This is a genomic window from Serratia sp. LSHTC3 (assembly GCF_057197125.1).
Window position 1 is genome coordinate 233488 of record NZ_JBXUNP010000001.1, and the last position, 25235, is coordinate 258722.

Here is a 25235-nt window from a genome sequence, read left to right on the forward strand (position 1 = left end):
CGTTCCCGTCCTCATTTTCCCAACGGCAGGAACGAGCGTTCCGGCACCACGGTTTTCATCACCAGCGTGGAGCTCAGGCGTTGCACGCCCGGCAGGGCGGAGAGCTTCTCGTCGTAAAGTTGCTGGAAGGCGGGCAGATCGCGGGCGATAACGTGCAGCAGATAGTCGGGATCGCCAAACAACCGCTGTGCTTGCACCACCTGGGGAATGTCCACCATGGCGTTTTCGAAGGTTTCAACGGCGCGGCGATCGCCTTCGCGCATGGTGACGAACACCAGAGCGGAAAAGTTATAGCCCAGGCTGCCGGGATCGAGTTGGGCGCGGTAACCCCTGATCACCCCAGACTCCTCTAATGCCCGCACCCGGCGGTGACAGGGAGACACGCTCAAACCGATCCGCTCGGCCAGCTCGGTCACCGACAACCGGCCGTCGGTCTGCAATTCAGCAAGAATCTTGCGATCAATCTTATCCATTTGGAAAAATTTCCCCGTTTATGCCGATTTAAGGCAAGTAATTGAAAGCACATTTTAACGTCATGAGGATATTCTTGCCATCTGTTGAACGGTTTTGACGGCCCCCGCGGCAGGCGGAGGCCGTTCTTCTTCCACGAGGAAAGCGCAATGGTTCTCTGTTCGGTGTGGCGCGGTGCGTTTGAGAGGGCGCCGGCATGACGCTCGCTCTGTTCGCCGCGTTTTGGGCGGTGTCGATTTTGTTGGTGATCACGCCGGGTATGGATTGGGCCTATGTGATCTCGGCGGGTATTCGCGGTCGGGTGGTAGTGCCCGCCGTCGCCGGTTTGCTGTTTGGCCATTTGTTGATGATTGCGATCGTGGTGGCGGGCGTCGGCGCGCTGCTGGTCGGCAACCCGCTGGCGCTGACGGCGCTCACCCTGTTGGGGGCGGCTTACCTCTTGTGGATCGGTTTCAACATGCTGTTGCACCCGCCGGTGCCCGGCGCCGGTGAAGATCAGCGTTCTGATTCCTGGCTGCGCTGGGCCGGCAAAGGCGTGTGCGTCAGCGGGCTGAACCCCAAGGTGTTTCTGCTGTTTCTGGCGCTGCTGCCACAATTTACCGACACCCGAGCCGAATGGTCGGTGCCGATGCAGATGCTGGCGTTGGGCGTCGTGCATTTGATCAGCTGCGGCCTGGTGTATCTGCTGGTGGGGTTTGGTTCGCAGTCGGTGCTGCGCACGCGTCCGCAGGCCGCAAAGGTGGTGGGGCGCATCTCCGGCGCGGCGATGATCGTCATCGCCCTCGGGCTGCTGGCCGAGCAGGCGCTGAAATAGCATTACCGTCGGTAGATGTCCGGCCGGGCGATCTGCCAGACAAAATCGGGGCGGTTGATGGCCGAATAGCCCACTTTCTCATAGAGCCAGGGGGCGGTGCTGGTGACCAGCATGACTCGCCTCAGCGTCGCCATCAGCGGATGGGCCTGGCAACATTCCGCCAGCCACAGGCCCAGCCCGCTTTTTTGGAATGTTTCCAGCACGTACACGTCGCACAGATAGCCGAAAGTGGCGTAATCGGTGATCAGCCGGGCGAAACCGATTTGCCTGGCGCCGTGATACAAACCGAAACACAAGCTGTGGGCGAGGGACTGGCGAACGGTTTCTTTATCGATTCCTTCCGCCCATGACGAACGGGTCAGAAAAGCGTGGATGGCATCGAGATCCAGCAGGGCGGGATCGGTGCTGACGAGATAGTCCGCACGCTGCCACTCCAGTGGGGCAGGGGTTGTCATGATGGCTCTTCTCCTGTGCAAGCGTTCAGGTCAGGGTCGCCGTTCAGGCGTGCAGTTCGGCGACCGTCATGGTGAAAATCAGCGTGTCTTCGCCTTCGTTGGCGTACCGATGTGGGCCGTCCGTTTTGGCGACCGCCGAACAGCCCGGCGCAATCATGAGCTCGGTCTGTTCGACGGCAAGGCTCAAGACGCCTCGCTCAACGTGCAGCAGCTCGAAGGTGCCCGTCGGGTGGCCGCCCGATGCATAGGCTTCCCCCGGCGCCATTTCCCACCGCCACAGTTCTATCATGTTCGGGCCTTGGGTGCCCGCGAGCAAACGTGCCGAGCCGCCGCGATCGCCATGCCACAGCGTGGGAATATCTTGGCTTTCAATCAGGTAGGCGGCGGGCGCGCGGGTGACGTTGACGATGTCCGCCACCGACAGGCCCAGCGCCGCCGCGAGCTTGCACAGGATGGCGATGCTGGGATTGGCGCCAGGGGGTCAGAACCCGGTTGAGCGCCGAGGCCGAGCGGATGTGGTTCATCCTGGAGAGCCTGCCGGCGATGCCGTTGGCGGCGCTGCACGAGGCGGGCGACGAATTGATTGCCGGTTTACGGCAAATGATGCCCGGCGTCACGGTAGAGCAACGGCTCATCGGCCGCGCCTCGTAACAGGCGTCAGCACTGGCGGCGAACCAAACCGGTGATCAAATCCAGCGCGTCGTCCGCCGCCGCGATTTCGCTTTCGCTGAGCGCCTGCCGTTCGATGAAGCTCTCGATGGCTTCCAGCAGGGAGAAGATGCTGATTTCATCTCCTATCTTGACGACTTCGCAAATGCCACGCCCGATCGCCAGACAGATGGCTTCATCAAATTCACACGGTTTGCTGTTCATTTTTCCCCCTACGGCATTTGGGATTATATCGGCCATGCTACCGGTTTTTTCCCGGTGGCTGTCTGACGAAAATCCCATTTTTTCGTTGATGCTGACGGGCGCGCGATCGCGGGCATTGGCGAAATTCTGATTTCCTCACCGTGGCCAAATTTCCCTTGTGACCACCGTGCCGGCGCGGTATTGTCGCCAAATGACGACAATACCGCCTCATTGTCCGCATAAAAAATTCATGACGTTATCATCCCTTCATCCCGCTGCCGTGCGGGATTTTTTTATGAGGTTTATCCCAAAGTGCGGATAACCTCGACGCGATCGCTTGCCATGTTCTGGGAATAATCCTAGCTTGAAATAGTCATTTAGGGTTAGCAATCCCTCATGACCTCCTTGTAACACTTGATGCACCAGAACGTTTTCTCCCCCGCTTAGGCGGGGGTTTTTAATGACGTGCATCGGAAAAGGCCGTGAACGTAGAACCGACAGAGTTCGTGACGATAACCAGTTTAAGCATCAGGGGACGGGACAATGAAAAATGATCTGGCGGCGGCGATCGCGATTGGCTGTGTGTTGTTGTTCGCATTGGCGGTCGGTTCGCCCCTTTCTGTCGCTACTTCGCTGTAATCTTCCGCGGCCCCGTTCGGGGCCGCTCATCGAGCCAGTCGCCGCGTCTGCGGATTTTTGCGTCGATCGTCTGCCCGCGCGATAAAATCAGCCAGATCGCTGTTGATGTATGGCGAACTTTGAGTACTCTGAGTGCTTTGTACATCCCGCGTGCGCCCGTTCTATCTATGCTTTAATCAGGCCCATCACAGGAATCGCCATGCCCGCCCGCCAAATCTCAAGGAGCCCGCTCTGATGCTGGAGATGTTATTACAGTGGTACCGCCGCCGCTTCACCGATCCTCAGGCCATCGCGCTGCTGGTGATCCTGGTTGCCGGGTTCCTTATTCTCTATTTTTTGCACGGCATTCTGACCCCGTTGCTGGTTGCCATCGTGCTGGCGTATCTGCTCGAGTGGCCGACCGCGCGCCTGCAGCGCATCGGCTGTTCGCGCACCTGGGCGGCGAGCATCATGCTGCTGGTGTTCGCGGGCGTCGCCATGCTGCTGGTGTTCGTCGTCGCGCCGACCGCCTGGCAGCAGGGCATCAATCTGATGAGCGATCTGCCGGGCATGCTCAATCAGTTCTATAACTTCGCCGCGACGCTGCCGAAGCGTTATCCGGCGCTGGTGGATGCCGGCATCATCGACATGATGGCGGAAAACCTGCGCAGCCGGTTGTCCGGTATGGGCGAATCGGTGGTGAAATTCTCGCTGGCGTCGCTGGTCGGCCTGCTGACGTTGGCTATCTATCTGATCCTGGTGCCGATGATGATGTTCTTCCTGCTGAAGGACAAAGAACAGCTGCTGAACGCGGTGCGCCGCGTGCTGCCGCGCAATCGCGGCCTGGCGGGGCAAGTCTGGAACGAGATGAATCAGCAGATCACCAACTATATTCGCGGCAAAGTGCTGGAGATGGTGATTGTCGGCGTGGCGACTTACCTGGTGTTCGCCGTGCTGGACATGCGCTACTCGCTGCTGCTGGCGGTGCTGGTGGGGTTCTCGGTGCTGATCCCCTACATCGGCGCGGTGCTGGTCACCATACCGGTGGTGGTGGTGGCGCTGTTCCAGTGGGGCGTCGGCGCCGATTTCTGGACGCTGATCGTCGCCTACCTGGTGGTGCAGGGGCTGGACGGCAACCTGTTGGTGCCCATTTTGTTCTCCGAAGCGGTCAACCTGCATCCGCTGGTGATTATCCTGTCGGTGATCGTGTTCGGCGGGATGTGGGGCTTTTGGGGCGTGTTTTTCGCCATACCGCTGGCGACGCTGGTGAAGGCGGTGATCCATGCCTGGCCGGATGAACTGCGGGTCGAGGTGGAAGACAAGGCCGACTGACAGGGAAGAAACGAAGCGCAGCAGGCCGCTGCGCTTCGTGAGAATTACTGCTGCAGGTAGTTCAGAACGATGTCGTGGTGATTGGTGGTTTTGAAATCATCAAACACTTTTTCAATCTTGCCGTTGGCATCGATCAGGAAGCTGATGCGGTGAATGCCGTCGTAGGTCTTGCCCATGAAGGTTTTCTCGCCCCACACGCCAAACTGTTGTGACACCTGATGATCTTCATCAGACAACAGCGTGAAGTTGAGCAGCTCCTTTTCGGCGAAGCGCGACAGTTTTTCCGGTTTGTCGGTGCTGATGCCCAGCACTTCGACGCCGACCTTTTTTAATTCGTCCATGTTGTCCCGCAGGCCGCAGGCTTGCACGGTGCAGCCCGGCGTCATCGCCTTCGGATAGAAATAGACCAATACTCGCTGTCCCTGGAAGTCGGCCAAATTAATTTCCTCACCGTCCTGGTCAGGCAAACTAAATTTCGGCGCTGTGTCACCGGCTTTCAATGGGCTCATCACTACTCTCCATCTTTCTCGTCATGCTGTGGATAGTTCACCACGCTAATACTGCCTTGCGCGTTCAATTCTGTACATAGGCGATGGAAGGCTTGCTCAATATTTGAGGCGTCCCGATCGCCGGAGCTGTGGGCGGTAATTTGGATATACAGCTGCGGCGGCAGGTCGCCGTCCGCCGGCTGCGTGCGCGAGACCAGTTCGGCGATATTCATCTGGCTGGAGTCGAACAAATCGGTAAAGCGTTCGATGATGTGCGGCGAGTCCTTCACTTCCACCTGCACCCACACCGTGGCCGGCATCGGCGGCCTTTCGTGCGAGTTTGTGCGCTTCATCACGATCAGCAGATCCAGCTCCGCGCCTTTTTGCGGCAGGGTGGATTCGATCAGGGTGATGGCGTTCCAACTGCCGGACAGCAGCATGATGAACGTGAACTCCTCTCCCAGCATGGCCAGACGGCTATCTTCGATATTGCATCCGCAACTGCTGACGTGGCGGGTGATGGTATTGACGATACCGGGGCGGTCGGCGCCGAGCGCGGTAATCACGAGATAGTGTTCGTCTGACTGAGGCAAAATAGCGCTTCCTGTCGTGCTTAATGGGGTTACCATGGTAAACATAAAAAAAACCGCCTGCCAAGCGCTTACAACGCGGTTGTGCGCTTGCTTTTGGATAGGCAGCAAAAGTACCATGAGTGACTTGTTTGTGGAGGGGACGGCCAATGTTTACGGGAAGTATTGTTGCACTGGTTACGCCGATGGACGACAAAGGTGCTGTCGATCGCGCGAGCCTGAAAAAATTGATCGATTATCATGTAGCCAGTGGCACCGCGGCGATCGTTTCCGTAGGGACCACCGGCGAGTCCGCAACGCTTGCCCATGACGAGCACGTTGACGTGGTACTGCAGACGCTGGAGTTGGCCGACGGCCGCATTCCGGTGATCGCCGGCACCGGCGCCAACGCCACCGCCGAAGCCATCGCGCTCACCACCCGCTTCGCCAACACCGGCGTGGTGGGCTGCCTGACGGTAACGCCGTACTACAATAAGCCGACGCAGGAAGGGCTGTATCAGCACTTCAAGGCGATCGCAGAGAGCACCGAACTGCCGCAGATCCTGTATAACGTGCCTTCGCGCACCGGCTGCGACATGCTGCCGCCGACCATCGCTCGGCTGGCGAAAATCAAGAATATTGTTGCTGTAAAAGAAGCGACGGGGAACTTAAGTCGCGTTAGTCAGATCCAAGTGCTGGTTGACGATGAAGATTTCATTTTGCTGAGCGGCGACGACGCCAGCGGGCTGGACTTCATGCAACTGGGCGGCAAAGGGGTGATTTCCGTGACGGCCAACGTGGCCGCGCGCGAGATGGCGGAACTTTGCGCGCTGGCGGCGCAGGGCAAATTTGCCGAAGCGCGCCGCTTAAATCAGCGCTTGATGCCGTTGCATCAGGATCTATTTGTAGAAGCAAACCCAATTCCGGTGAAGTGGGCCTGTAAGGCGTTGGGATTGATGGCAACCGATACGCTGCGTCTGCCGATGACGCCGTTGAGCGAAGCCGCCCGCCCGGTGGTGGAGCGCGCGCTGAAAAGCGTCGGCTTGCTGTAACTCTAAGGGAAATTTGATGGCTTATTCATTGCAAAAGTCGACGGTAGCAAAAGTAGTGGGCATCTCATTGGTGATGATGCTGGCAGCCTGCAGCAGCGATCAGCGCTACAAGCGCCAGGTCAGCGGCGACGAGGCCTACCTCGACGCGGCTCCGCTCAAGGCGCTGAACGCGCCGTCCGGCATGATCCTGCCGGTGCAGAGCGGCAACTATGACGTGCCGGCCACAACGGTGCAAGGCAACGTCGGCAAGCAGTTGGACATTCGTCCGCCGGTGCAGCCGTTGGCGCTGCTGAGCGGTTCACGCGCGCAATACGCCGGCGACAGCGGCACGCTGCTGCTGGAAAACAGCCCGCAGAACCAGAACCTGTGGTCGCGCGTGGTCAGCCTGCTGCAGGCGAAGAACATCGCGATCGCTTCCCGTCAGGACGCCGGTCAGACCCTGACCACCGACTGGGTGAAGTGGAACCGTCTGGACGAAGACAACCAGTACGAAGGCCGTTATCAGATCAGCGTGCAGCAGCAGGGCTATCAGCAGGCGCTGGTGGTGAAAAGCGTTGGCCTGCAGCAGCAGGGCAAGACCGAACAGGTGACCGATCAGTCTGAGATCCAGCGCTACAACGGCATGATGATCAACACCCTGATCGAAGGCCTGGACAAGCAGGATAACCTGGCGAGCTCCCAGACGGCCAACCGCTTCGGCGCGCTGGACGTGCAGAGCGGTGCCGATGATACCGGCCTGCCGATGCTGGTGGTGCGCGGCCCGTACACTGTCGTGTGGGATCGCCTGCCGCCGGCGCTCGAAAAACTGGGGATGAAAGTGGGTGACCGCAGCCGTCCGCAGGGCACCGTCGCCGTGACTTACAAGTCCCTGAGCAGCAGCGATTGGGATGCGTTGGGCGTCAAGGATCCTGAACTGACGGAAGGCGATTACAAACTGCAGGTCGGCGATCTCAACAACCGCACCAGCCTGCAATTCATCGATCCGAAAGGCAAACCGCTCACCCAGTCGAAAAACGACGCACTGGTGGCGGCATTCCAGTCAGCCTTCAGCAAAACCAGCGTTAACTAATCAAAAAGGGGCTTCGGCCCCTTTTTGTTTTGTCTATACGGTATCGTTTGCGTCGCAGGTTTGGCACAATAGTGTCCGGCACGCCAAAGAATTCATTAGGTCAATTCTATACCCCCTAATTTCGGGCCGCGCTCGGGAGACAACGGGGATACATCACTGGAGTAAGTAAGATGCAAAAGCTAGCTGAGCTGTATCGCGGAAAGGCAAAAACCGTTTACACCACCGAGAATCCCGATCTGTTGGTGTTGGAGTTCCGCAACGATACGTCAGCACTGGATGGTCAGCGCATTGAGCAGTTCGATCGCAAAGGCATGGTGAACAACAAGTTTAACCATTTCATCATGAGCAAACTGGAAGAAGCCGGCATCCCGACCCAGATGGAGCGTCTGCTGTCCGACAACGAAGTGCTGGTGAAGAAATTGGACATGGTGCCGGTGGAGTGCGTGATCCGCAACCGCGCCGCCGGTTCGTTGGTGAAGCGTCTGGGCATTGAAGAAGGTCTGGTGCTGAACCCGCCGCTGTTCGATCTGTTCCTGAAAAACGACGCCATGCACGATCCGATGGTGAACGAATCCTACTGCGAAACCTTTGGCTGGGTGAGCAAAGAGCATCTGGCGCGCATGCGCGAGCTGAGCTACCGCGCCAACGACGTGTTGACCCAGCTGTTCGACGACGCCGGCCTGATCCTGGTCGACTTCAAACTGGAGTTCGGTCTGTTCAACGGCGAAGTGGTGCTGGGCGATGAGTTCTCGCCGGACGGCAGCCGCCTGTGGGACAAAAACACCCTGGACAAGATGGACAAAGACCGTTTCCGTCAAAGCCTGGGCGGCCTGATCGAAGCCTACGAAGAAGTGGCGCGCCGCATCGGCGTGAAACTCGACTAAGCGTCGGCACCGTCATTCGGGGCGATCCGGCCGGATCGTCCCGCTATTCTGCGTTTTTCCAGAAAATTTCTACATTTCCTCCGCGGCAGACCATTTATAATGATGGATGTGAGATGACTAAAACCTATCCCACTCAGGCTTGAAGCTGCCTTTGCGCTTACGATCGCGGCGCAACTTCAACGAGCAGGGGAAATATCTGGAGTGTATTTATGCGTTGGCAAGGGCGTCGGGAAAGTGACAATGTTGAGGATCGTCGCGGGCAGTCTTCAGGTTTGGGCGGCGGTGGCGGCGGTTTCCGCGTGCCGGTGGGTGGCAAGGGCGGCATCGTTATTCTGGTAGTGGTGCTGGTGGCCGGTTATTACGGCATCGATCTGTCGCCGCTGTTGAACGGCGGTAACGTCGCTCCTCAGGGTCAACAACAGAGCGCCAGCATCAGTCCGAAAGACGATGAGCTGGCCAAATTCACCTCAGTGGTGCTGGCTTCGACCGAGGATAACTGGAAAGAGATTTTCCAGCGCATGGGCAAAACCTATCAACCGCCGAAGCTGGTGATGTATCGCGGCGTAACGCGCACCAGCTGCGGCACCGGTCAGGCGGCGATGGGGCCGTTCTACTGCCCGGGCGACAGAACGGTGTATATCGATCTGTCTTTCTATCAGGACATGAAGACCAAGCTGGGCGCCGGCGGTGATTTCGCTCAGGCCTATGTGGTGGCGCACGAAGTCGGCCACCACGTGCAGAACCTGCTGGGCATCGAGCCGAAGGTGCGCCAGATGCAGCAAGGCGCCAGCCAGGCGGAAGTGAACCGCCTGTCGGTGAAAATGGAGCTGCAGGCGGACTGCTTTGCCGGCGTGTGGGGCAAATACGCCGAGAAGCAGCAGATGCTGGAAGAGGGTGACCTGCAGGCGGCGTTGAATGCCGCGCAGGCGATTGGCGACGACCGGTTGCAGCAGCAGAGCCAGGGCCGCGTTGTGCCGGACAGCTTCACCCACGGCACTTCGCAGCAGCGCTACACCTGGTTTAAACAAGGCTTCGACAGCGGCGATCCCAATACCTGCAACACCTTTGCATCCCGTTAACGCCTCAAGTGCCGGAGCCTGACTCCGGCATTTTTTTCGGATTGAGATACAGCCTTATGCTACAGGCAGCGCAACAACTCATGCGGCGGCAGGGCATCCGGCGTTTGCTGGTGCTCAGCGGTGAACCCGAGTGGTGCCGCGAACAGGCGCAGCGGCTGGCGGCGACGCTGCCGGGCGACTGGCCGTGGGTGGGGGAAAACCCGCCGCCCGGCCTGTCGGCTTTGCCGAGCCGCGCGGTGCGCCAATTGCTGGGGCAGGAGCGGCTGCACGCGGTGTTTGATGCCGGTCAGTCGCTCGACGTGGAGGCGTTGGCGGCGCTGTGCGGCGCATTGCGCGCCGGCAGCTGGCTGCTGCTGTTGACGCCGCCCTGGCGGCAATGGCCTCAGTTGCCGGACGGCGACAGCCTGCGCTGGAGCGATTGTCCGCAGCCGATCACCACGCCGCATTTCATTCATCATCTGCAGCATCATTTGGCCGACGACAGCGAAGTGACTGTCTGGCGGCAGGATGAGCCCCTGACGTTGGCCGCGCTGCCGGCGCGTGAAGGTTGGCAGCCGCCGGATGGCGGGCCGACCGAGGAACAACAGGCGATCTTGACGGCGTTGTTGCAGGCCGAGTCCGGCGTGTGGGTGCTGACCGCCGCCCGCGGCCGCGGCAAATCGACGCTGGCCGGCATGCTGATGGCGCAGTCGCCGCTGACCTGCTGGATCACCGGGCCGAGCCGCGCCGCCACAGAGGTGGCCGGGGAATGGGCGCAGGGGCGCGCACAGTTTTGGGCGCCCGATGCCTTGCTGGCGCAGTGCCGGGAGGGGGACGTCAGTGACGTGGGCTGGCTGCTGGTGGATGAAGCGGCGGCGATCCCCGCGCCGCTGTTGCAACAGCTGATCGGCTATTTCCCGCGCGTGTTGCTGACCACCACGGTGCAGGGCTATGAAGGCACCGGCCGCGGTTTTCTGCTGAAGTTTTGCGCCGGGCTGCCGTCCTATCAGGCGTTGAGTCTGCAACAGCCGATGCGCTGGGCGCAGGGCGATGCGTTGGAACGGGTCACGGACAATGCGCTGTTGTTCAACGAGCTGCCCGCCTGGCCGGTGGATGGCCAGGCGATCGATTACAGCCAGGCGGAGCAGCGTGAACTGTGCGCCGATCCGCAGCGGCTGGCGCGTTTCTATGCTCTGCTGAGCAGCGCGCATTACCGCACCTCGCCGCTGGACTTACGCCGGCTGATGGACGCGCCCGGCATGCATTTCGGGCTGGCGCAGGCCGGACAGGAGGTGGTCGGTGCCGTGTGGCTGGCGGACGAAGGCGGGTTGAGCGCCGAGTTGGCGCACGACGTGTGGGCCGGCCGCCGCCGGCCGCGCGGCAACCTGGTGGCGCAGTCGCTGGCGGCGCATGGCGGCCAGTGGTGGGCGCCGACGCTGCGGTCACGGCGCATTACCCGCATCGCGACGCTGCCGACGCTGCGGCGGCAGGGTATCGCGCGTCAGCTGGTCGAGCGGCAACGCCGCCAGGCGCAGGGGCTGGACTTCCTGTCGGTCAGCTTCGGCTATACCGAGCCGCTGTGGCGCTTTTGGCAATCCTGCGGTTTCGAGCTGGTGCGTATCGGCAGCAAGCCGGAGGCCAGCAGCGGCTGTTATACCGCGATGGCTATCTTGCCCCTGAGCGAGCAAGGGGAGGCGCTGCGGCACGCGGCGCACAAGCACCTGGCGCGCGACTGGCCCTGGCTGCGGCAGCGCATCGAACTCGTGCTGGCGATCCCGGGCGATGACGGCGACACGTCGCTCGGTGAAGAGGACTGGCGCGAGCTGGCCGGTTTCGCTTTCGCCCATCGGTCGCTGGAGGCCAGCCTGGGGGCATTGCAGCGTTTGCTGTTGGCCAGCAGTCTGCCGCTGCCCGCGCTGCGCGGCCATCTGCAACGGCGGCAATCCCCGGCGGCCTGCGTGGAGCAGGCGGGCGTAAGCGGCCAGAAAGCCTTGCTGCGCCACTGGCGGCACGAAACGGCGCAGGCGCTGGAACAGTTGAATGCGCAACACTGCCGCTACTGGCGCGACTGGGCGCAGTCGTTGCAATAAATTGAATAACTCGCTCAATAAAACCCGATTTTCCCGATTTCTCAACGGCGTATAGTCACTGTCAGCGGTGCGGCGGCGACTGTCGCCACACCAGGTTTGGTTACTATTAAGGAGTCATCGATGAAACATGAGCATTTCGTTGTCCAAAGCCCGGCGACCCCGGCGGCGCAGCTGATCTTGCTGTTTCACGGTGTCGGCGACAACCCGGTGGCGATGGGGGAGATCGGCAGCTACTTCGCCAAAGACTTTCCTCAGGCCCAGGTGGTGAGCATCGGTGGTCCCGAAGCGTTTGGCAACGGCGCCGGGCGCCAGTGGTTTTCGGTACAGGACGTGACCGAAGAGAACCGCGCGGCCCGCATCGCAGACGTAATGCCGCAGTTTGTGGCCGTGGTGCGCCATTGGCAGCAGCTGAGCGGCGTGGGCTATGCCGGCACTGCCCTGGTGGGGTTCTCGCAGGGAGCGATCATGGCGCTGGAGGCGTTGAAGGCGGAAACCCGGCTGGCCGGGCGAGTGGTCGCGTTCAGCGGGCGTTTCGCCCAGTTGCCTGAGCAGGCTTTCGGCGACAGCGTGGTGCATTTGATCCACGGTGAAGAGGACGCGGTGATCGCGGTGCAACACGCTCACGCGGCGGCGGAAGCGTTACGGGCCAGCGGCGTGGATTTCACGCTCGACGTGGAAGAGAACGTCGGGCATGCGATCAATCAGGGCATGATGAACGCCGCGCTGGAAAGGCTGCATTATTACGTGCCGCAGCGCTACTGGGACGAGGCATTGTCCGGCAAGCGCGGCGAGCTGATCGCCTTTCGCTAAAAACTCAGGGCGCCGATGAGCGCCCTGATGTCATTTCTTTTTCGGCCAGTCGTCTTCGTCATCCCACTGGGCGTTGTTGTCGCGGTGCGGCGGTATCTCCGGCTTGTTGGCCAGATAGCTTTTCACGTCGACGCGGCGCAGTTCCTTGATGCCGCTGACGACCATCCCCACCAGAACCAGCAGAATAATCCACCAGTAATCAGCTAACCATTGCATAGCTACTCCTTTCCTTCACTGCGTATGAAACGCGAAAAAATCGAGGGCAGATGGCGTTCGAGCCATTCGACACCGGCGACCTCCTTGTCTTGCCAGGCCGCCAGCAACAACGCCGGGGTCAGCAAATGTTCAGCCTCTTGCGCCAGCGGCCGGTAGCTTAGATGCCACGGCTCCACCGCCACGCCGCCGCTGTCTTCGGTAAAGGGGCGATAGAAACCGAACTCGGCCATATGCGCCGTCAGCCACTGGTTGAGCGGCGCAAAGTAACCGCCTTCTTCATATTCCCACGGCTCCAGCTGCAGCTTTTGCCCTTCCGGCAACAGCGACGGATCGTACACGTCCAAATCGCTGCCCCAGTGATGGCGGCTGGCGCCAGGCAGGGCTGACCAGCGCAGGATCGCCTCACAGCGTTCGGCGGCGGACAGCGGCGCGACGTCGATCGGTTGACTGTCCTTATCTAATACTGGCCGCTGGCCGCAGAATTTGCCATTCCAAATCGCCAACTGGCGGTCGAAGTCGCGGAAGGTGCTGGCGGGCTGGAGATCGAATCCGGCTTCACGCGCGGCCTGCTGCATCGCCAGGAAGGCATTGACCGCCTGCGGCTGCAGCCGATGGTTGCCGCTCAGCGGCGCCAGGTGTTCGGTCGAACGGCCGGTGAGCATCTCTGCGGTGATCATGCGACCAATTGCTCCATGATGCGTTGATACATGCGGCTCAGCAGCTGCAGATCCGCGGCGTTGACACATTCGTTGACCTTGTGGATGGTGGCGTTGACCGGCCCCAGTTCCACCACCTGCGCGCCCATCTGCGCGATGAAGCGGCCGTCGGAGGTGCCGCCGGTGGTCAGCAGCTGCGGCGTCAATTCAGAATAGTGCTCGACGGCGTTGACCACCGCATCCACCAGCGCGCCGCGCGAGGTGAGGAACGGTTGACCGGACAGCCGCCATTCGATGCTGTAATTCAACTGGTGGCGTTCCAGCAGCTCTTCCACGCGCTGCTTGATCATCGCGTCGGTGAGTTCGGTGCTGAACCGGAAGTTGAACTGCACGTAGAGATCGCCCGGGATCACGTTGTTGCTGCCGGTGCCGGCCTGCACGTTGGCGATCTGCATGCTGGTCGGCGGGAAGAACTCGTTGCCGCGATCCCATTCGATCGCCACCAGTTCATTCAGCGCCGGCATGGCGCGGTGCACCGGGTTGTCCGCCAGATGCGGATAGGCGACGTGCCCCTGTACGCCGTGGATATGCAGGTTGGCGGTGATGGAGCCGCGACGGCCGTTTTTCACCACGTCGCCGACGCGTTCGGTGCTGGACGGCTCGCCGACCAGGCAGTAATCCAGCCGCTCGTTGCGCGCCATCAGCGCTTCGACCACTTTAACCGTGCCGTGGGTGGCGCTGGCTTCTTCATCCGAAGTGATCAGAAATGCCAGGCGGCCCCGGTGATTCGGGTTGGCGGCGACAAAGCGTTCCGCGGCCACCACCATCGCGGCCAACGAGCCTTTCATGTCCGCCGCGCCGCGGCCATACAGCATGCCGTCGCGGATTGTCGGTTCAAACGGCGGGTTGTCCCAGCGTTTTTCATCGCCGGTCGGCACTACGTCGGTGTGCCCGGCAAACGCCAGAGTTTGCCCTTCGCCGCGCCAGGCCCAGAAGTTTTGGGTGTCTTCGAAGTCCATGGCTTCGACGGTGAAGCCGATCGCCTGCAGGCGTTCGATCATCAGTTGCTGGCAGCCTTCGTCACTCGGGCTGAGGGAAGGGCGTTTGATCAACTGCTGGGCCAGTTCGATAACCGGGCAAGTCATACGGCAACCTCGGCGATAAATTGTTGGTAAGCGTCGGCGTTGAAACCGAGCAGAGCGTGGCCGTTGCCGTCGTCCAGCAGCGGACGTTTAATGATTGCCGGCTGCGCCAGCATCAGCGCGATGGCGGCGTCGGCGTTATCACAGGCGTTGCGCTGCGCTTCATCCAGCTTGCGCCAAGTGGTGCCGCGGGTATTGAGCAGCGGCTCCCAACCCAGTTGCGCGACGAAACCGCGCAGTTGCTGTTCGGTCAAGCCGTCGGCGCGGTAGTCGTGAAAATGATAGGCTATGCCCTGATCTTCCAGCCAGCGGCGGGCTTTTTTGATGGTGTCGCAGTTTTTGATGCCGTACATCGTCAGCGTTGTCTGTTGCGGTTTATTTGCCATGGCGTAAAGCTACCTGTCTCGTCGAGTCGATACTGAGCGGCGGGCGCGGTCTTAGGCCTTCTCGCCGCCCGGCGATAGCAGAGATAATGCCAGTAAAGCGGCGGCGAGATCCAGACAACGATGCGGATGCGCGCGAGAGACGATTGGGCGCCAGGGAGAGAGGTTGGCAAATTGATGAAACGGCTATCTTCGCCGGCGGGGCTGTTAAAAGGCGCCGGCGAACGCGTTCTGCCGCCAATGCGGCGCGGGGGAGAGAGAACTACTCTTTATTGATTCTTATGTTTAAACGCTCGGTCAAACACCGTACGCGGGTAATATGCAACAGCGGTTTTATCCTGCTGGCGCCGAGTTTTTTCATGATTCGTGATTTGTAATGATTGGCGGTTTTATTTCTGATATTCATGGCATTGCTGATGTCGGCCAGCGATTTTCCCGTTGACCACTCCGAGAGAAAATGCGATTCGCGCTGAGAGAGTTGCGGCGGCTCGGTATAGTGACTGTAACGCTTATATAAGTCGCCGATCAGGTGGCTGAAGCGGATCAATGATATAAGGTTTGATAATATAATGGTCTTATTGTCGACAATCACCATCTCATGCAGGCAGTCGGTAATAATGATTATTTTGTAGGTATTGGGGTTGGCATATTCATCGCGGTAACGCGCTTCAAAGTTGGCGATGGTGACATCGATAAAGCAGACCCTTCTGCGGCTAAAGCCGGCCGGCGCGCGTTTTTCCGCCCAGGTTTGGTTAATGAGTTGTCGGATGCCGACGGTGGTATAAGCACACTCGCTGAAAATATCAATTTCCATTTTATTATAATCCTTTACTTTTTATTTCCCGGTGAGGATGGCTATCTTAAAACATAAAAAAAGAAAAAATCCAAATAATTGCATGTTGAACTTTTCTTGCGCCGCAAATGAATGAGCGTTATCTGGGCGCGAGCTTTGAAGGGAAGGTTATATACTAGCATGATTTATAAATAGTAAATCTTTTTTTTCAACCGAATTTTTAAGCAAGGTAAGGTTAATAGAATAGACATCTTCTATTAATACCTCGGTAATTAAAAGGAATTAACATAGATTAAGACTATCAAAATATGTAAAATGATCGGTTTTGACGATCATTTAAGGGTGGCTGTTTGGGCTTAACGAATTAATAACTAAGATTTTTCTTGGTTTTGTCACGATGAGTGGCTTTATTTTGAACGTCACCAGAGTCGGCGATGAGGTCATGAAAAAATTAACGTTGAAATTGAGACAAAGATAATTCTAAACAAAGAAACTGCGATGTTTTAAGCTGTAATCAGAGTGTGAACATGGATGATTGATCCGGAGAGCCGGCGTGAAAAAATGTCATATCGAAATTTCCGAGCGGGTAACGCAGGAAATAACGTCCTGTATCGCGGAGGGATTGGACCGTTTTAACGATCAACATATCGGCTACGGCGATCGTCTGCCGCTGGCGGTGGTGGTAAGAGATCCCGACAGTGGGGAAGTTCTGGGAGGGATTACCGGACGCTCATCGTTAGGGCTGCTGTTTCTCGATCTCTTTTATCTGCCGGAAGCGCTGCGCGGCGCGGGGTTGGGCAGCGAACTGTTGCGCCGCTTCGAACAGGAAGGCCGTCGGCGCGGTTGCCTTTCCGCCGTGTTGTACACCATCAGCTTTCAGGCGCCGGACTTTTATCAACGGCATGGCTGGCAGCGTATGGGTGAAGTGCCTTGCTTGCCGCCGGGAACCCGCCGTATCTTTATGAGCAAAACCTTGTGATGCACATTTAACGCACGTAGCCCCCTTGTTGCAGGCGCTGCAGCGCAGCGCCGTCCGCATACACCATGCCGGTGGTCAAATCGTGAAAGCCGTACTTTTTATAGAAGGCGAGCTTTTCCGGCACGGAATAGATGAAAATCTTGCCGAGCGGCGCCAGATCTTGCATCACCCGATCCATCAACCTGCGCCCCAGCCCTTGTCCCTGAAAGCGCGGATCGATCGCCACGTCCGCCAGGTAAGCGACCGATGTCAGATCGCTGATGGCATGTGCAGTGGCGATCAACTCGTCGCCGATAAACCCCCAATAGCAAAACTGGCTGTGTTGGTAAACGCGCCGCAAGGTGTGCGGATCGCGCTTGCCCAGCCCGGCGGCCTCCAGCAATTCACACAGCCGCTGCCAGTCGATGGCGCGGCGACTCGAGTCGGTGATAATTTCCATCGTTTTCCTCTAACCGATAAGACTGAGATCGGCGGCATAGTGCCGAATGGCGCGTTGATAACCGCGGATGTCGGGGTCTGACGAGGTTTCCGCCAGCAGCAGCAACAGATCGGTCACGGCCCGTTTATTTTCACCCAGGTTGTACAGCGCCATGGCGCGAAACAGCATCAGCTCGTTGGCCTGCGGGAACTCGGCCAGGCCGTCGTCGAAAGCCCGTAGCGACGCCGAATATTCTCCCAGGGCGCGGTAGGTGCTGCCGAGACCCAGCCAGGCCTCGCGGCGTTGGGCGGGCGGCAAATCGCGAGCCAACGCCGCGAGGTAACAGGGAATGGCCTGTTGCTCCAGGCCCTGTACGTCATACAGGCAGGCCAGCTGAAAGTGCAGCGTTGCCGCTTCCGGCTCTGCCGCCAGTTGCCTTAGCGCCAGCGCGGTCGCCTCCTGATAGCGGCCCTGCGTTTTTAACTCTAAGAGAGACAAAGAAGTGGACATGATCTGGGCTCCATTGGCGTATTTTTATACCTTTTACACGCTATCGTGGAGAAATTGATATCACAAGGGAATAGCTGCACTGAACATTGATCAGATAAATACGAAAATGTGCGCTAAGCCCGGTTTCCGAGCCCGGCATCGTTCCCGTTTCCCTTCACATGGTCAAAAAACAGGCGTAGAATCCGCTTCGTCAAATAATTGAGGTTGTAAAGTATTATGGTTGATCGTGAATTAGGAAACTGGAAAGACTTCATTGATGAGATGTTGGGCAACTGACACAGCGTTGAAGCAGATGGCAAGGTTGAGTCATTGGAAAGTCACTGAAACACCTTGGGAACGAGATTTTCGTTCGAAATAAAGCAGCATCGGTAACCCGACGCTGCTTTTTTTATATCTCGCGGATCAGTCCCCGGTGGCCGGCGTATTGCCTGCCGGATGCGCTTTACCCGGGAAACGGCGGCGAACCAGCACAAAGAACAATGGCACGAAGAAAATCGCCAGCAGGGTGGCGGAGATCATGCCGCCCATCACCCCGGTGCCGACCGCATGCTGGCTGCCGGAACCGGCGCCGCTGCTGGTAGCCATCGGCAGCACGCCGAAGATGAACGCCAGTGAGGTCATCAGGATCGGCCGCAGGCGCATGCGGGACGCGTCGAGCGTCGCCGACATCAGATCCTGCCCTTTATGGTTCAGCTCATTGGCGAACTCGACGATCAGAATGGCGTTTTTCGCCGACAGCCCAATGATGGTCAACAGGCCGACCTGGAAATAGACGTCGTTCTCCAGGCCGCGCAGCCAGGTGGCGGCGACCGCGCCGATCACCCCCAGCGGCACCACCAGCATCACCGAGAACGGTATCGACCAGCTTTCGTACAGCGCCGCCAGGCACAGGAACACCACCAGCAGCGAGATGGCATACAACGCCGGTGCCTGCGAGCCGGACAGCCGTTCCTGATAGGACATCGCCGTCCATTCCAGCCCGAAACCGGTCGGCAGTTGGCTGACCAGTTTTTCCATTTCCGCCATGGCGGTGCCGGTGCTGACGCCGTTGGCCGCCTCGCCGACGATCTCCAGCGCCGAACTGCCGTTATAGCGCTCCAGCCGTGGCGAACCGTACTCCCAGTGCGAGCTGGCGAAGGCCGAGAACGGCACCATGCCGCCCGCGCTGTTGCGCACATACCATTTGTTGATGTCATCCGGCAGCATGCGGAACGGCGCTGCGGCCTGCACGTAGACTTTTTTCACCCGCCCGCGGTCGACGAAGTCGTTGACGTAGGTCGAGCCCCAGGCGGTGGAGAGGGTATTGTTGATGTCGTCGATCGATACGCCCAGCGCCTGAGCCTTGCGCTGATCGATATCGATTTGCAGCTGCGGGCTGTCGTCCAGGCCGTTGTGGCGCACGCGCGACAGCAGCGGGTTTTGCGCCGCCAGCTGCAGCAGCTGATCGCGCGCCGCCATCAGTTTGGCGTGGCCGAGCCCGGCGTGGTCTTCCAACTCCATGTCGAAGCCGGAGGAGTTGCCGAGACCGGTGATCGCCGGCGGGCTGCTGGCGATCACCCGGGCTTCGTTAATCTTGTTGAATGCCAGCGTGGCGCGATCGATGATGTCGAACGAGCTGTTGGCACCCGAGGTGCGCAGATCCCAGTCTTTCAGCCGCACGAACAGGCGCGCCACGTTTTGGCCGTTGCCGCCGGGCCCGGAGCCGATGATGGCGAACACCGACAAAACGTCCTGTTTCTCTTCGGTGAGGAAGTACCGCTCGACCTTTTCCACCACTTTGGAGGTTTGCTGCAGGGTCGAGCCCGCCGGCAACTGCACCTGTACGGTGAAGATGCCGCGGTCTTCCTGCGGCAGGAACGAGGTCGGCAGCTTGATGAACAGCAGCGCCATGCCGCCGAGCAACAGCAGATAAATCACCATGTAGCGGCCGCTGGCGTGCAGAATGCGCCCCACGCCGCGCTCATAGCGATCGGCATTGCGGTTGAACATGCGGTTGAACCAGCCGAAGAAGCCGCGCTTGCCGTGATGGTGCCCTTTGGCGATCGGTTTAAGCAGCGTCGCGCACAGGGCCGGGGTCAGGATCATCGCCACCAGCACCGACAGCACCATGGCGGAGACGATGGTGATGGAGAACTGGCGATAGATGGCGCCGGTGGTGCCGCCGAAGAACGCCATCGGCACGAACACCGCCGACAGCACCAGGGCGATGCCGACCAGCGCGCTCTGGATTTGCCCCATGGATTTGCGCGTGGCCTCTCGCGGCGGCAAGCCTTCCTCGCTCATCACGCGCTCGACGTTCTCCACCACCACGATGGCGTCGTCCACCAGCAGGCCGATCGCCAGCACCATGGCGAACATGGTGAGGGTGTTGATGCTGAAGCCGCAGGCGGAGAGGATGGCGAAAGTGCCCATCAGCACCACCGGCACGGCGATGGTGGGGATCAGCGTGGCGCGGAAGTTCTGCAGGAACAGATACATCACCAGGAACACCAGCAGGATGGCCTCCAGCAGCGTTTTCACCACGTCCTTGATCGAAGCTTTGACGAACGGGGTGGTTTCATAGGCCACTTTGGCCTCCAGCCCGTGCGGGAAGTATTGTGACAGCTCGGCGATCTTGTCCTTCACCAACTGGTCGGTCTGCAGTTCGTTGGCGCCGGAGGCCAGCTTGATGTTCATGCCGGCGGCCTGCATGCCGTTGTAGCGGCTGAGGTAGTTGTAGTTCTCGCCGCCCAACTCAACGGTGGCGACGTTGCCCAGCGTCACCAGCGAACCGTCCTGATTGACCCGCAGGGTGATCTGGCGGAACTGTTCCGGCGTCTGGAGCTGCGACTGGGCGTTGATGGTGGCGTTCAGCGCCTGTTTATCGACCGACGGCGTGCCGCCCAACTGGCCGACCGCCACCTGGGCGTTCTGCGACTGAATGGCCTTGACCACGTCCTGGGTCGTGAGCTGATAGCTGTTGAGCTTGTTGGGATCGAGCCAGATGCGCATGGCGTATTGTGAGCCATACACGTCCATGCTGCCGACGCCGTTGATGCGGCTGAGCGGATCCTGCAGGTTGGAGACGATGTAATCGGCGATGTCCTGCTTGTCCATGCTGTTGTCGGTGGAGACGAACGCCACCATCATCAGCGTAGTGTCGCCGGATTTCGAGACCGTGACCCCTTGATTCTGCACCGCCTGCGGCAAACGTTTGATCGCCGCCTGCAGCTGGTTTTGCACCTGCTGCATCGCTTCGTTGGGGTCGGTGCCGGCTTCGAACGTCAGCGTGACGGTCGCCTGGCCGGTATTGGTGCTCTGCGACGACATATACATCATGTTGTCGAGGCCGGTCATATTTTGCTCAATGATTTGGGTGACGGTGTTTTCCAGCGTTTGCGCCGAGGCGCCTGGGTAAGTTGCGCTGATGCGCACGTTCGGCGGCGCCAAATTCGGGTATTGTTCTACCGGTAAAGAAAAAATCGCCAATGCCCCGGTCAGGCAAAGAATAATTGCCAGCACCCAGGCGAAAATCGGGCGATCAATAAAAAAATTGGCCATGCAGCGCGAACCTCGTTATGACTTGTTCTATCTTTAAAACGCATCGGAAATATGCATTTCAGCGGCAGGGAAGGATTCCGGCGCTATTGCACTTTACTCGGGATAGTCGAGGAAAGCGTGGAGAAAAAAAGGAGATAGTGTAAATAACGGTAGCGGGAAACGGCGTGGGTGCCCCGGTGTCGATAATTGTACGCTATTAAGACATTTTTATTACTATCAAAGGCCTTGCGCATGTCTTCGCCGCAGGGAGCCGAAAAATAAAAACTGGATCCACCTTACAGCAGGAGCTTGGCATGGGAATTAACCCGGTATTTGCCCGTCGGCTTTATTTATGCTGGCTGATCAGCCACAGTGAGCGGCCCAATGTGCCGCGGTTGATGGCGCTGACCGGCTGGCCGCGCCGCACGTTGCAGGATGTGCTGAAGGCGCTGCCCGGCATGGGCGTCGAGCTGCAGTTCGTGCAGCAGGGCGTGCGCAACAACGACGGTTTTTATCAGTTGGAAAGCTGGGGGCCGTTCAACAAGAGTTGGGTGCATCAGCACCATCAGGCGCTGCTCAGCGCCATCGAGTAAGCGGCCCCGGCGTATTGGCCGGGGCGGGGCGATCAGTGGCTTTTGTACTCCAGGTACATCACCGTCGCCGCCACGCGAGAACGCACGTCCAGCTTGCGCAGTATGTTGCGGATGTGCACCTTCACGGTTTCTTCAGAGATATGCAATTGCGCCGCCACCTGTTTGTTGGACAGGCCGCGCGCCACCTCTTGCAAGACGTCCAGTTCGCGTTCGGTCAAGGCGGTGAAGGGATCGCGCTGCTCGCTGCGCGCCAGCAAATAGTCGGCCATGGCGTCGCTGATCACGTTTTGCCCCTCGGCGGCGGCGCTGATGTGTTCCAGCAGCTGCTCCGGTTCACTGTCTTTCAGCAGATAACCGTCGGCGCCGGCGTCGATCAGCGCATACAGATCGCTGCGCGCGTCGGAGACCGTCAGCACGATGATGCGTGCGTCCACGCCTTCGTCGCGCAGAGCCTGCAGCGTATCCAGCCCGGACATGCCCTTCATGTTCAGATCCAACAAGATCACGTCCGGCGCGTGCTGCAGCGCCAGCGCAACAGCCTCGCTGCCGTTGCCGGCCTCTGCCACCACGCCAAATCGCGCATCCAGTCCCAGCAGTTGTTTGATGCCGCGCCGCATCAACGGATGATCGTCAACGATCATGACTCGGTATTGCTTCATCACCATGAAATATGCTCCCTGTAGCAAGTAAAGCCACTCAAACGCGCCCGGAGGCGTGCTTCACAGTGGGACTGTCTCTTCAAAAATAGCGGCATTCTGCACCGCAAACCTCTCCGGGCGGCCTTCTGCCCGGCGGCAACCGTAACGCAGAGTGAACAGCCGCAAGGTCAGGGCGAGAATGTCAGGCAGACCGCCGTGCCGCCGCGGCTTCTGCGCCGAATGCGCAGCGTTCCTCCCAGTCGCGCCGCGCGTTCGCTCATGATGGTCAAGCCGTAATGCCCTTCCGGTTCTTCCAGACTGGCGATACCGCAACCGTCGTCGGTAATGCTGAATACGTTGTCGCCTGCGGCGTTGACCTCGCAACACACCGCGATCTCGCTCGCTCCTGCGTGCTTGACGGCATTGAGCACCGCCTCGCGCACGATCTGCAGCGCGTGCACCTGCTGCTGGGCGTTGAGCGCCTGCGAGGGCAGCCGACAGTGTAACTGAATCCGCGCGGTGGTTAGCGCCTTTAATGGCTGCAGCAGTTGCTCCAGCGCGGCATTCAGATCCGCCTCCTGAATGTTGAGGCGGAAGGTGGCCAGTAATTCTCTCAGCTGGCGATAGGCATCGGCCAGCGTGCGATCGAAATCGTCGATAATCGTCTGTGCCGCCGGATCGTCGGCGGCGCGCCGGAGCAGCGTCAGCTGGATGCGTAGGAACGACAGCGTCTGCGCCAGCGAATCGTGCAGCTCGCGGGCGATGGTCCCACGTTCTTCCATCAACAGCAGATATTGGTGCTGCTTTTGCGCCCGGTTGAAGTAGACGCCACGCCCCAGCATGTTGGCCAGGCTCTGCATCAGGTGAGGATGCGGCGGCTGCGCTTCGGGCTGCCATCGCAATTCACCCAGCAGTTTATCGCCTTGGGTGATCGGCAGCGCGCTCCAGGTTTGCGCCGGCGCCGGCTCTCCTTCGTTCAGTTGCCACTGGCCATGATCGTCCGCCACGTTCAACCGGATGCAGCGCAGTCGTTCGCTTTGGCGCACGATGCGCAGCACATTCTCGAATGCCTGCTGATCGATCTGGCGCACGCTCAGCGCCTGTGAACAGCGATACAGCACCTCCAGCGTTTCGTTGGCCTGCTGCAGGCGCTGGGTTTTTTCCTGCACTTTCAGCTCCAGCGACTGATAGAGCCGGGCCAGCTCGTCAGACATGGCGCTGAAGGTTTGCGACAGCACGCCGAGCTCGTTCGGCAGCTCCACGTCCAGCTGCGGGTGGCGAAAGTCGCGCTGTTGCACGCGCTGGCTGGCGTCGACCAGATGCTGCAGCGGCATGACCACCTGGCGGCGCATAAAGCGGATGCAAAACAGCACCAGACCGATGATGGCGGCGTAGCCCAGCACGCTGACGGCGGCCACCAGGGTGAGTTTCAACTCGGAATAACGCTGCAGAGCGGAAACAAAATGATCGACACGGTTGACGTAGCCGGCGACCTCCGTCCGGTAGGCGGCCGCTTGCCCGTCACGGATCTGCCGCTCCATCGCTTGCCATGTTCGTTGCAGCGCCAGATAGTGGTTGCGCACCTCGGCCGGGACGTAAAAGCGCGCCAGCTTTTGCAGCGCCGGCGCCTGCAAAGATTGCCGGTACTGCTGCAGGTGCAGCTCCAGTTCCGGGCTCTGTCGATCGAGATCAAAGGCCAGGCGGTAGCTTTGCATGCGCAGCGAACCGGCAATGTTGATCGCCTCGGCATCGCTCTGGCTGCCGGCGACGGTCGTCAACGCCAACCCGGTGGCGAGCACCGACAGTATCACGATGCCGAATAGCGCCCTGGCCAGGCTGCCGGTCACGGAACGTTTAACAAGCAATCACGGAATCCTTTTCTCTCAGGTGAGGGCTGCGCCAGTTTCATTCGAAAGCAAAACTATAACTTTTGCAACTAAATTGCACCGCGATTTGTATCAAGTTGTCAACAAAACGGGAACAATTGTCGTCGTGTAATCAAATGAATAGCGAAATGCCCGCCGATGTTCAGCTGTAGCTCGGTTTCCACTGAGGATTTGTCTTTGCGGATGCGATTCGTCTGTCAGATTATGCGTCCGCCCACGATGTATTTTTAATCCTGGTTTGCCCGGAGAGGCGTTGTGATTTTTGTTGCAAATCGTCTGCTGCGGCGCAGCGTAATCGCGGTATGATTTTCACGTTGCAACTCAAGGAAAAAGGGTCATGTCGTCGAAAATTGAGAATGTGAAGAAAGAGCTGTTGTCGGACAACTGGTATGTGCTGCATAAGTACACGTTCGATCTGAAACGCAAAAACGGCGGTTCGGTGCAACAGATGCGCGAGGTTTACGATCGCGGCAACGGCGCCACCATTTTGCTGTACAACCGCGCCAAGGGCACGGTGGTGCTGACCAACCAGTTCCGCATGCCGACCTATGTCAACGGCAACGAAAGCGGCATGCTGCTCGAGGCCTGCGCCGGCCTGCTGGACGCCGATTCGCCGGAGCAGTGCGCACGCCGCGAAGCGGTGGAAGAGACCGGTTTTCAGGTGGGCGAGGTCAAGAAAATCTTCGAAGCCTACATGTCGCCGGGCGGCGTGACCGAGATCGTGCACTTCTTTATCGCCGAATACCATGACGATGAGCGGCGCGCGGCCGGCGGCGGCATTGAAGATGAAGATATCGAAGTGATCGAACTGCCGTTTAGCGACGCGGTGGCGATGATCGCCGATGGCCGGATTAAAGACGGCAAGACCATCATGCTGCTGCAGTATTTGCAGATTCATCGGGTGATGGAATAAAAAAAGCCGGTCATGATGACCGGCTTT

General features: G+C 59.4%; 27 protein-coding genes and 2 pseudogenes. 13 read left to right on the plus strand and 16 right to left on the minus strand.

Translation table 11 applies throughout. The features are described 5' to 3' along the window. Positions 1 to 11: 11 nt before the first annotated feature. On the minus strand, positions 12 to 473 hold the full coding sequence (locus AC2CGI_RS01095) for an Lrp/AsnC family transcriptional regulator (protein WP_021504394.1): 462 nt from the start codon (positions 471 to 473) through the stop codon (positions 12 to 14). Positions 474 to 667: 194 nt separating this feature from the next. Between AC2CGI_RS01095 and AC2CGI_RS01100 the strand changes: the two genes are divergently transcribed. After that, on the plus strand, positions 668 to 1285 hold the full coding sequence (locus AC2CGI_RS01100; RefSeq protein ID WP_021504393.1) for a LysE family translocator: 618 nt from the start codon (positions 668 to 670) through the stop codon (positions 1283 to 1285). 2 nt (positions 1286 to 1287) lie between these two features. Here the strand turns inward: AC2CGI_RS01100 and AC2CGI_RS01105 are convergent, their stop codons facing one another. Together AC2CGI_RS01105 and AC2CGI_RS01110 are read right to left on the minus strand one after the other, a co-directional pair. Then, positions 1288 to 1740 (minus strand): GNAT family N-acetyltransferase, encoded by a 453-nt coding sequence (locus tag AC2CGI_RS01105; protein WP_049242895.1) that lies wholly within the window; start codon positions 1738 to 1740, stop codon positions 1288 to 1290. 43 nt (positions 1741 to 1783) lie between these two features. Then, positions 1784 to 2212 (minus strand): annotated as a pseudogene (locus AC2CGI_RS01110) (cupin domain-containing protein); the annotation flags it as partial. On the opposite strand from AC2CGI_RS01110, the pseudogene AC2CGI_RS01115 reads away from it, so the two are divergent. Beyond that, positions 2197 to 2391, plus strand: a pseudogene (locus AC2CGI_RS01115) (hypothetical protein); the annotation flags it as partial. The pseudogenes AC2CGI_RS01110 and AC2CGI_RS01115 sit on opposite strands and share 16 nt — an antisense overlap. A 6-nt stretch (positions 2392 to 2397) precedes the next feature. Here the strand turns inward: AC2CGI_RS01115 and AC2CGI_RS01120 are convergent. Next, positions 2398 to 2613 (minus strand): hypothetical protein, encoded by a 216-nt coding sequence (locus tag AC2CGI_RS01120; protein WP_021504389.1) that lies wholly within the window; start codon positions 2611 to 2613, stop codon positions 2398 to 2400. Positions 2614 to 3465: 852 nt separating this feature from the next. Between AC2CGI_RS01120 and AC2CGI_RS01125 the strand changes: the two genes are divergently transcribed. Further along, complete coding sequence (locus AC2CGI_RS01125) at positions 3466 to 4542, plus strand: AI-2E family transporter (RefSeq protein ID WP_004941690.1); 1077 nt, start codon at positions 3466 to 3468, stop codon at positions 4540 to 4542. 44 nt (positions 4543 to 4586) lie between these two features. Here AC2CGI_RS01125 and bcp read toward each other — a convergent pair whose 3' ends face one another. Together bcp and AC2CGI_RS01135 are read right to left on the minus strand one after the other, a co-directional pair. After that, complete coding sequence (bcp, locus tag AC2CGI_RS01130) at positions 4587 to 5051, minus strand: thioredoxin-dependent thiol peroxidase (RefSeq protein ID WP_015378709.1); 465 nt, start codon at positions 5049 to 5051, stop codon at positions 4587 to 4589. A gap of 2 nt (positions 5052 to 5053) precedes the next feature. Continuing rightward, a complete protein-coding gene (locus tag AC2CGI_RS01135; RefSeq protein WP_369783268.1) occupies positions 5054 to 5659 on the minus strand; it encodes a glycine cleavage system transcriptional repressor in 606 nt (201 codons plus the stop codon). Positions 5660 to 5769: 110 nt separating this feature from the next. Between AC2CGI_RS01135 and dapA the strand changes: the two genes are divergently transcribed. The 6 genes from dapA (at position 5770) to ypfH (ending at position 12562) form a co-directional block, all read left to right on the plus strand. Continuing rightward, positions 5770 to 6651 (plus strand): 4-hydroxy-tetrahydrodipicolinate synthase, encoded by an 882-nt coding sequence (gene dapA, locus AC2CGI_RS01140; protein ID WP_004941701.1) that lies wholly within the window; start codon positions 5770 to 5772, stop codon positions 6649 to 6651. A gap of 16 nt (positions 6652 to 6667) precedes the next feature. Continuing rightward, a complete protein-coding gene (bamC, locus tag AC2CGI_RS01145) occupies positions 6668 to 7720 on the plus strand; it encodes an outer membrane protein assembly factor BamC (protein WP_044030710.1) in 1053 nt (350 codons plus the stop codon). 170 nt (positions 7721 to 7890) lie between these two features. Continuing rightward, entirely contained in the window at positions 7891 to 8604 is a 714-nt protein-coding gene (gene purC, locus AC2CGI_RS01150) for a phosphoribosylaminoimidazolesuccinocarboxamide synthase (protein WP_004941708.1), read from the plus strand. A gap of 209 nt (positions 8605 to 8813) precedes the next feature. After that, on the plus strand, positions 8814 to 9683 hold the full coding sequence (gene ypfJ / locus AC2CGI_RS01155) for a KPN_02809 family neutral zinc metallopeptidase (RefSeq protein WP_028127776.1): 870 nt from the start codon (positions 8814 to 8816) through the stop codon (positions 9681 to 9683). Between the two features lie 56 nt (positions 9684 to 9739). After that, positions 9740 to 11752: a tRNA(Met) cytidine acetyltransferase TmcA gene (locus tag AC2CGI_RS01160; RefSeq protein ID WP_076741114.1), complete on the plus strand. Its 2013-nt coding sequence runs from the start codon at positions 9740 to 9742 to the stop codon at positions 11750 to 11752. A gap of 120 nt (positions 11753 to 11872) precedes the next feature. Further along, entirely contained in the window at positions 11873 to 12562 is a 690-nt protein-coding gene (gene ypfH / locus AC2CGI_RS01165; RefSeq protein ID WP_076741115.1) for an esterase, read from the plus strand. Between the two features lie 30 nt (positions 12563 to 12592). On the opposite strand, the gene AC2CGI_RS01170 is transcribed toward ypfH, so the two are convergent. From AC2CGI_RS01170 to AC2CGI_RS01190, 5 genes are all read right to left on the minus strand, one after another. Further along, complete coding sequence (locus AC2CGI_RS01170; RefSeq protein ID WP_004941720.1) at positions 12593 to 12778, minus strand: YpfN family protein; 186 nt, start codon at positions 12776 to 12778, stop codon at positions 12593 to 12595. Between the two features lie 2 nt (positions 12779 to 12780). Next, complete coding sequence (locus tag AC2CGI_RS01175; RefSeq protein WP_004941723.1) at positions 12781 to 13455, minus strand: M15 family metallopeptidase; 675 nt, start codon at positions 13453 to 13455, stop codon at positions 12781 to 12783. After that, positions 13452 to 14579, minus strand: a complete 1128-nt coding sequence (dapE, locus tag AC2CGI_RS01180; protein WP_076741116.1) for a succinyl-diaminopimelate desuccinylase — start codon at positions 14577 to 14579, stop codon at positions 13452 to 13454. The genes AC2CGI_RS01175 and dapE overlap by 4 nt, the downstream gene beginning before the upstream one ends. Beyond that, a complete protein-coding gene (locus AC2CGI_RS01185) occupies positions 14576 to 14962 on the minus strand; it encodes an ArsC family reductase (protein ID WP_004941730.1) in 387 nt (128 codons plus the stop codon). Before AC2CGI_RS01185 ends, dapE begins: the two co-directional genes overlap by 4 nt. A gap of 259 nt (positions 14963 to 15221) precedes the next feature. Then, the gene (locus AC2CGI_RS01190; protein WP_015378702.1) at positions 15222 to 15773 is read right to left on the minus strand and encodes a LuxR C-terminal-related transcriptional regulator; all 552 of its coding nucleotides are present in this window, start codon (positions 15771 to 15773) and stop codon (positions 15222 to 15224) included. Between the two features lie 532 nt (positions 15774 to 16305). Between AC2CGI_RS01190 and AC2CGI_RS01195 the strand changes: the two genes are divergently transcribed. Next, complete coding sequence (locus AC2CGI_RS01195; protein ID WP_015378701.1) at positions 16306 to 16731, plus strand: GNAT family N-acetyltransferase; 426 nt, start codon at positions 16306 to 16308, stop codon at positions 16729 to 16731. 7 nt (positions 16732 to 16738) lie between these two features. Here the strand turns inward: AC2CGI_RS01195 and AC2CGI_RS01200 are convergent, their stop codons facing one another. Then, positions 16739 to 17170 carry a GNAT family N-acetyltransferase gene (locus tag AC2CGI_RS01200; protein ID WP_015378700.1) on the minus strand — a complete coding sequence of 144 codons (432 nt, stop codon included), beginning with the start codon at positions 17168 to 17170 and terminating at the stop codon, positions 16739 to 16741. A gap of 9 nt (positions 17171 to 17179) precedes the next feature. Beyond that, a complete protein-coding gene (locus tag AC2CGI_RS01205) occupies positions 17180 to 17659 on the minus strand; it encodes a tetratricopeptide repeat protein (protein WP_015378699.1) in 480 nt (159 codons plus the stop codon). A 216-nt stretch (positions 17660 to 17875) separates the two neighbouring features. On the opposite strand from AC2CGI_RS01205, the gene ypfM reads away from it, so the two are divergent. Continuing rightward, positions 17876 to 17935, plus strand: coding sequence for a protein YpfM (gene ypfM / locus AC2CGI_RS01210; RefSeq protein WP_100396732.1), 60 nt, complete (start codon positions 17876 to 17878; stop codon positions 17933 to 17935). A 126-nt stretch (positions 17936 to 18061) separates the two neighbouring features. Here the strand turns inward: ypfM and acrD are convergent, their stop codons facing one another. Continuing rightward, on the minus strand, positions 18062 to 21199 hold the full coding sequence (gene acrD / locus AC2CGI_RS01215; protein WP_004941747.1) for a multidrug efflux RND transporter permease AcrD: 3138 nt from the start codon (positions 21197 to 21199) through the stop codon (positions 18062 to 18064). Positions 21200 to 21492: 293 nt separating this feature from the next. On the opposite strand from acrD, the gene AC2CGI_RS01220 reads away from it, so the two are divergent. Then, a complete protein-coding gene (locus AC2CGI_RS01220; protein ID WP_004941750.1) occupies positions 21493 to 21771 on the plus strand; it encodes a winged helix-turn-helix domain-containing protein in 279 nt (92 codons plus the stop codon). Between the two features lie 32 nt (positions 21772 to 21803). Here AC2CGI_RS01220 and AC2CGI_RS01225 read toward each other — a convergent pair whose 3' ends face one another. Further along, positions 21804 to 22436 carry a response regulator gene (locus AC2CGI_RS01225; RefSeq protein WP_015378698.1) on the minus strand — a complete coding sequence of 211 codons (633 nt, stop codon included), beginning with the start codon at positions 22434 to 22436 and terminating at the stop codon, positions 21804 to 21806. A 161-nt stretch (positions 22437 to 22597) separates the two neighbouring features. Continuing rightward, entirely contained in the window at positions 22598 to 24274 is a 1677-nt protein-coding gene (gene narQ / locus AC2CGI_RS01230; RefSeq protein WP_076741117.1) for a nitrate/nitrite two-component system sensor histidine kinase NarQ, read from the minus strand. A 358-nt stretch (positions 24275 to 24632) separates the two neighbouring features. On the opposite strand from narQ, the gene nudK reads away from it, so the two are divergent. Beyond that, positions 24633 to 25208: a GDP-mannose pyrophosphatase NudK gene (gene nudK / locus AC2CGI_RS01235; protein ID WP_016926753.1), complete on the plus strand. Its 576-nt coding sequence runs from the start codon at positions 24633 to 24635 to the stop codon at positions 25206 to 25208. Positions 25209 to 25235: the final 27 nt, after the last annotated feature.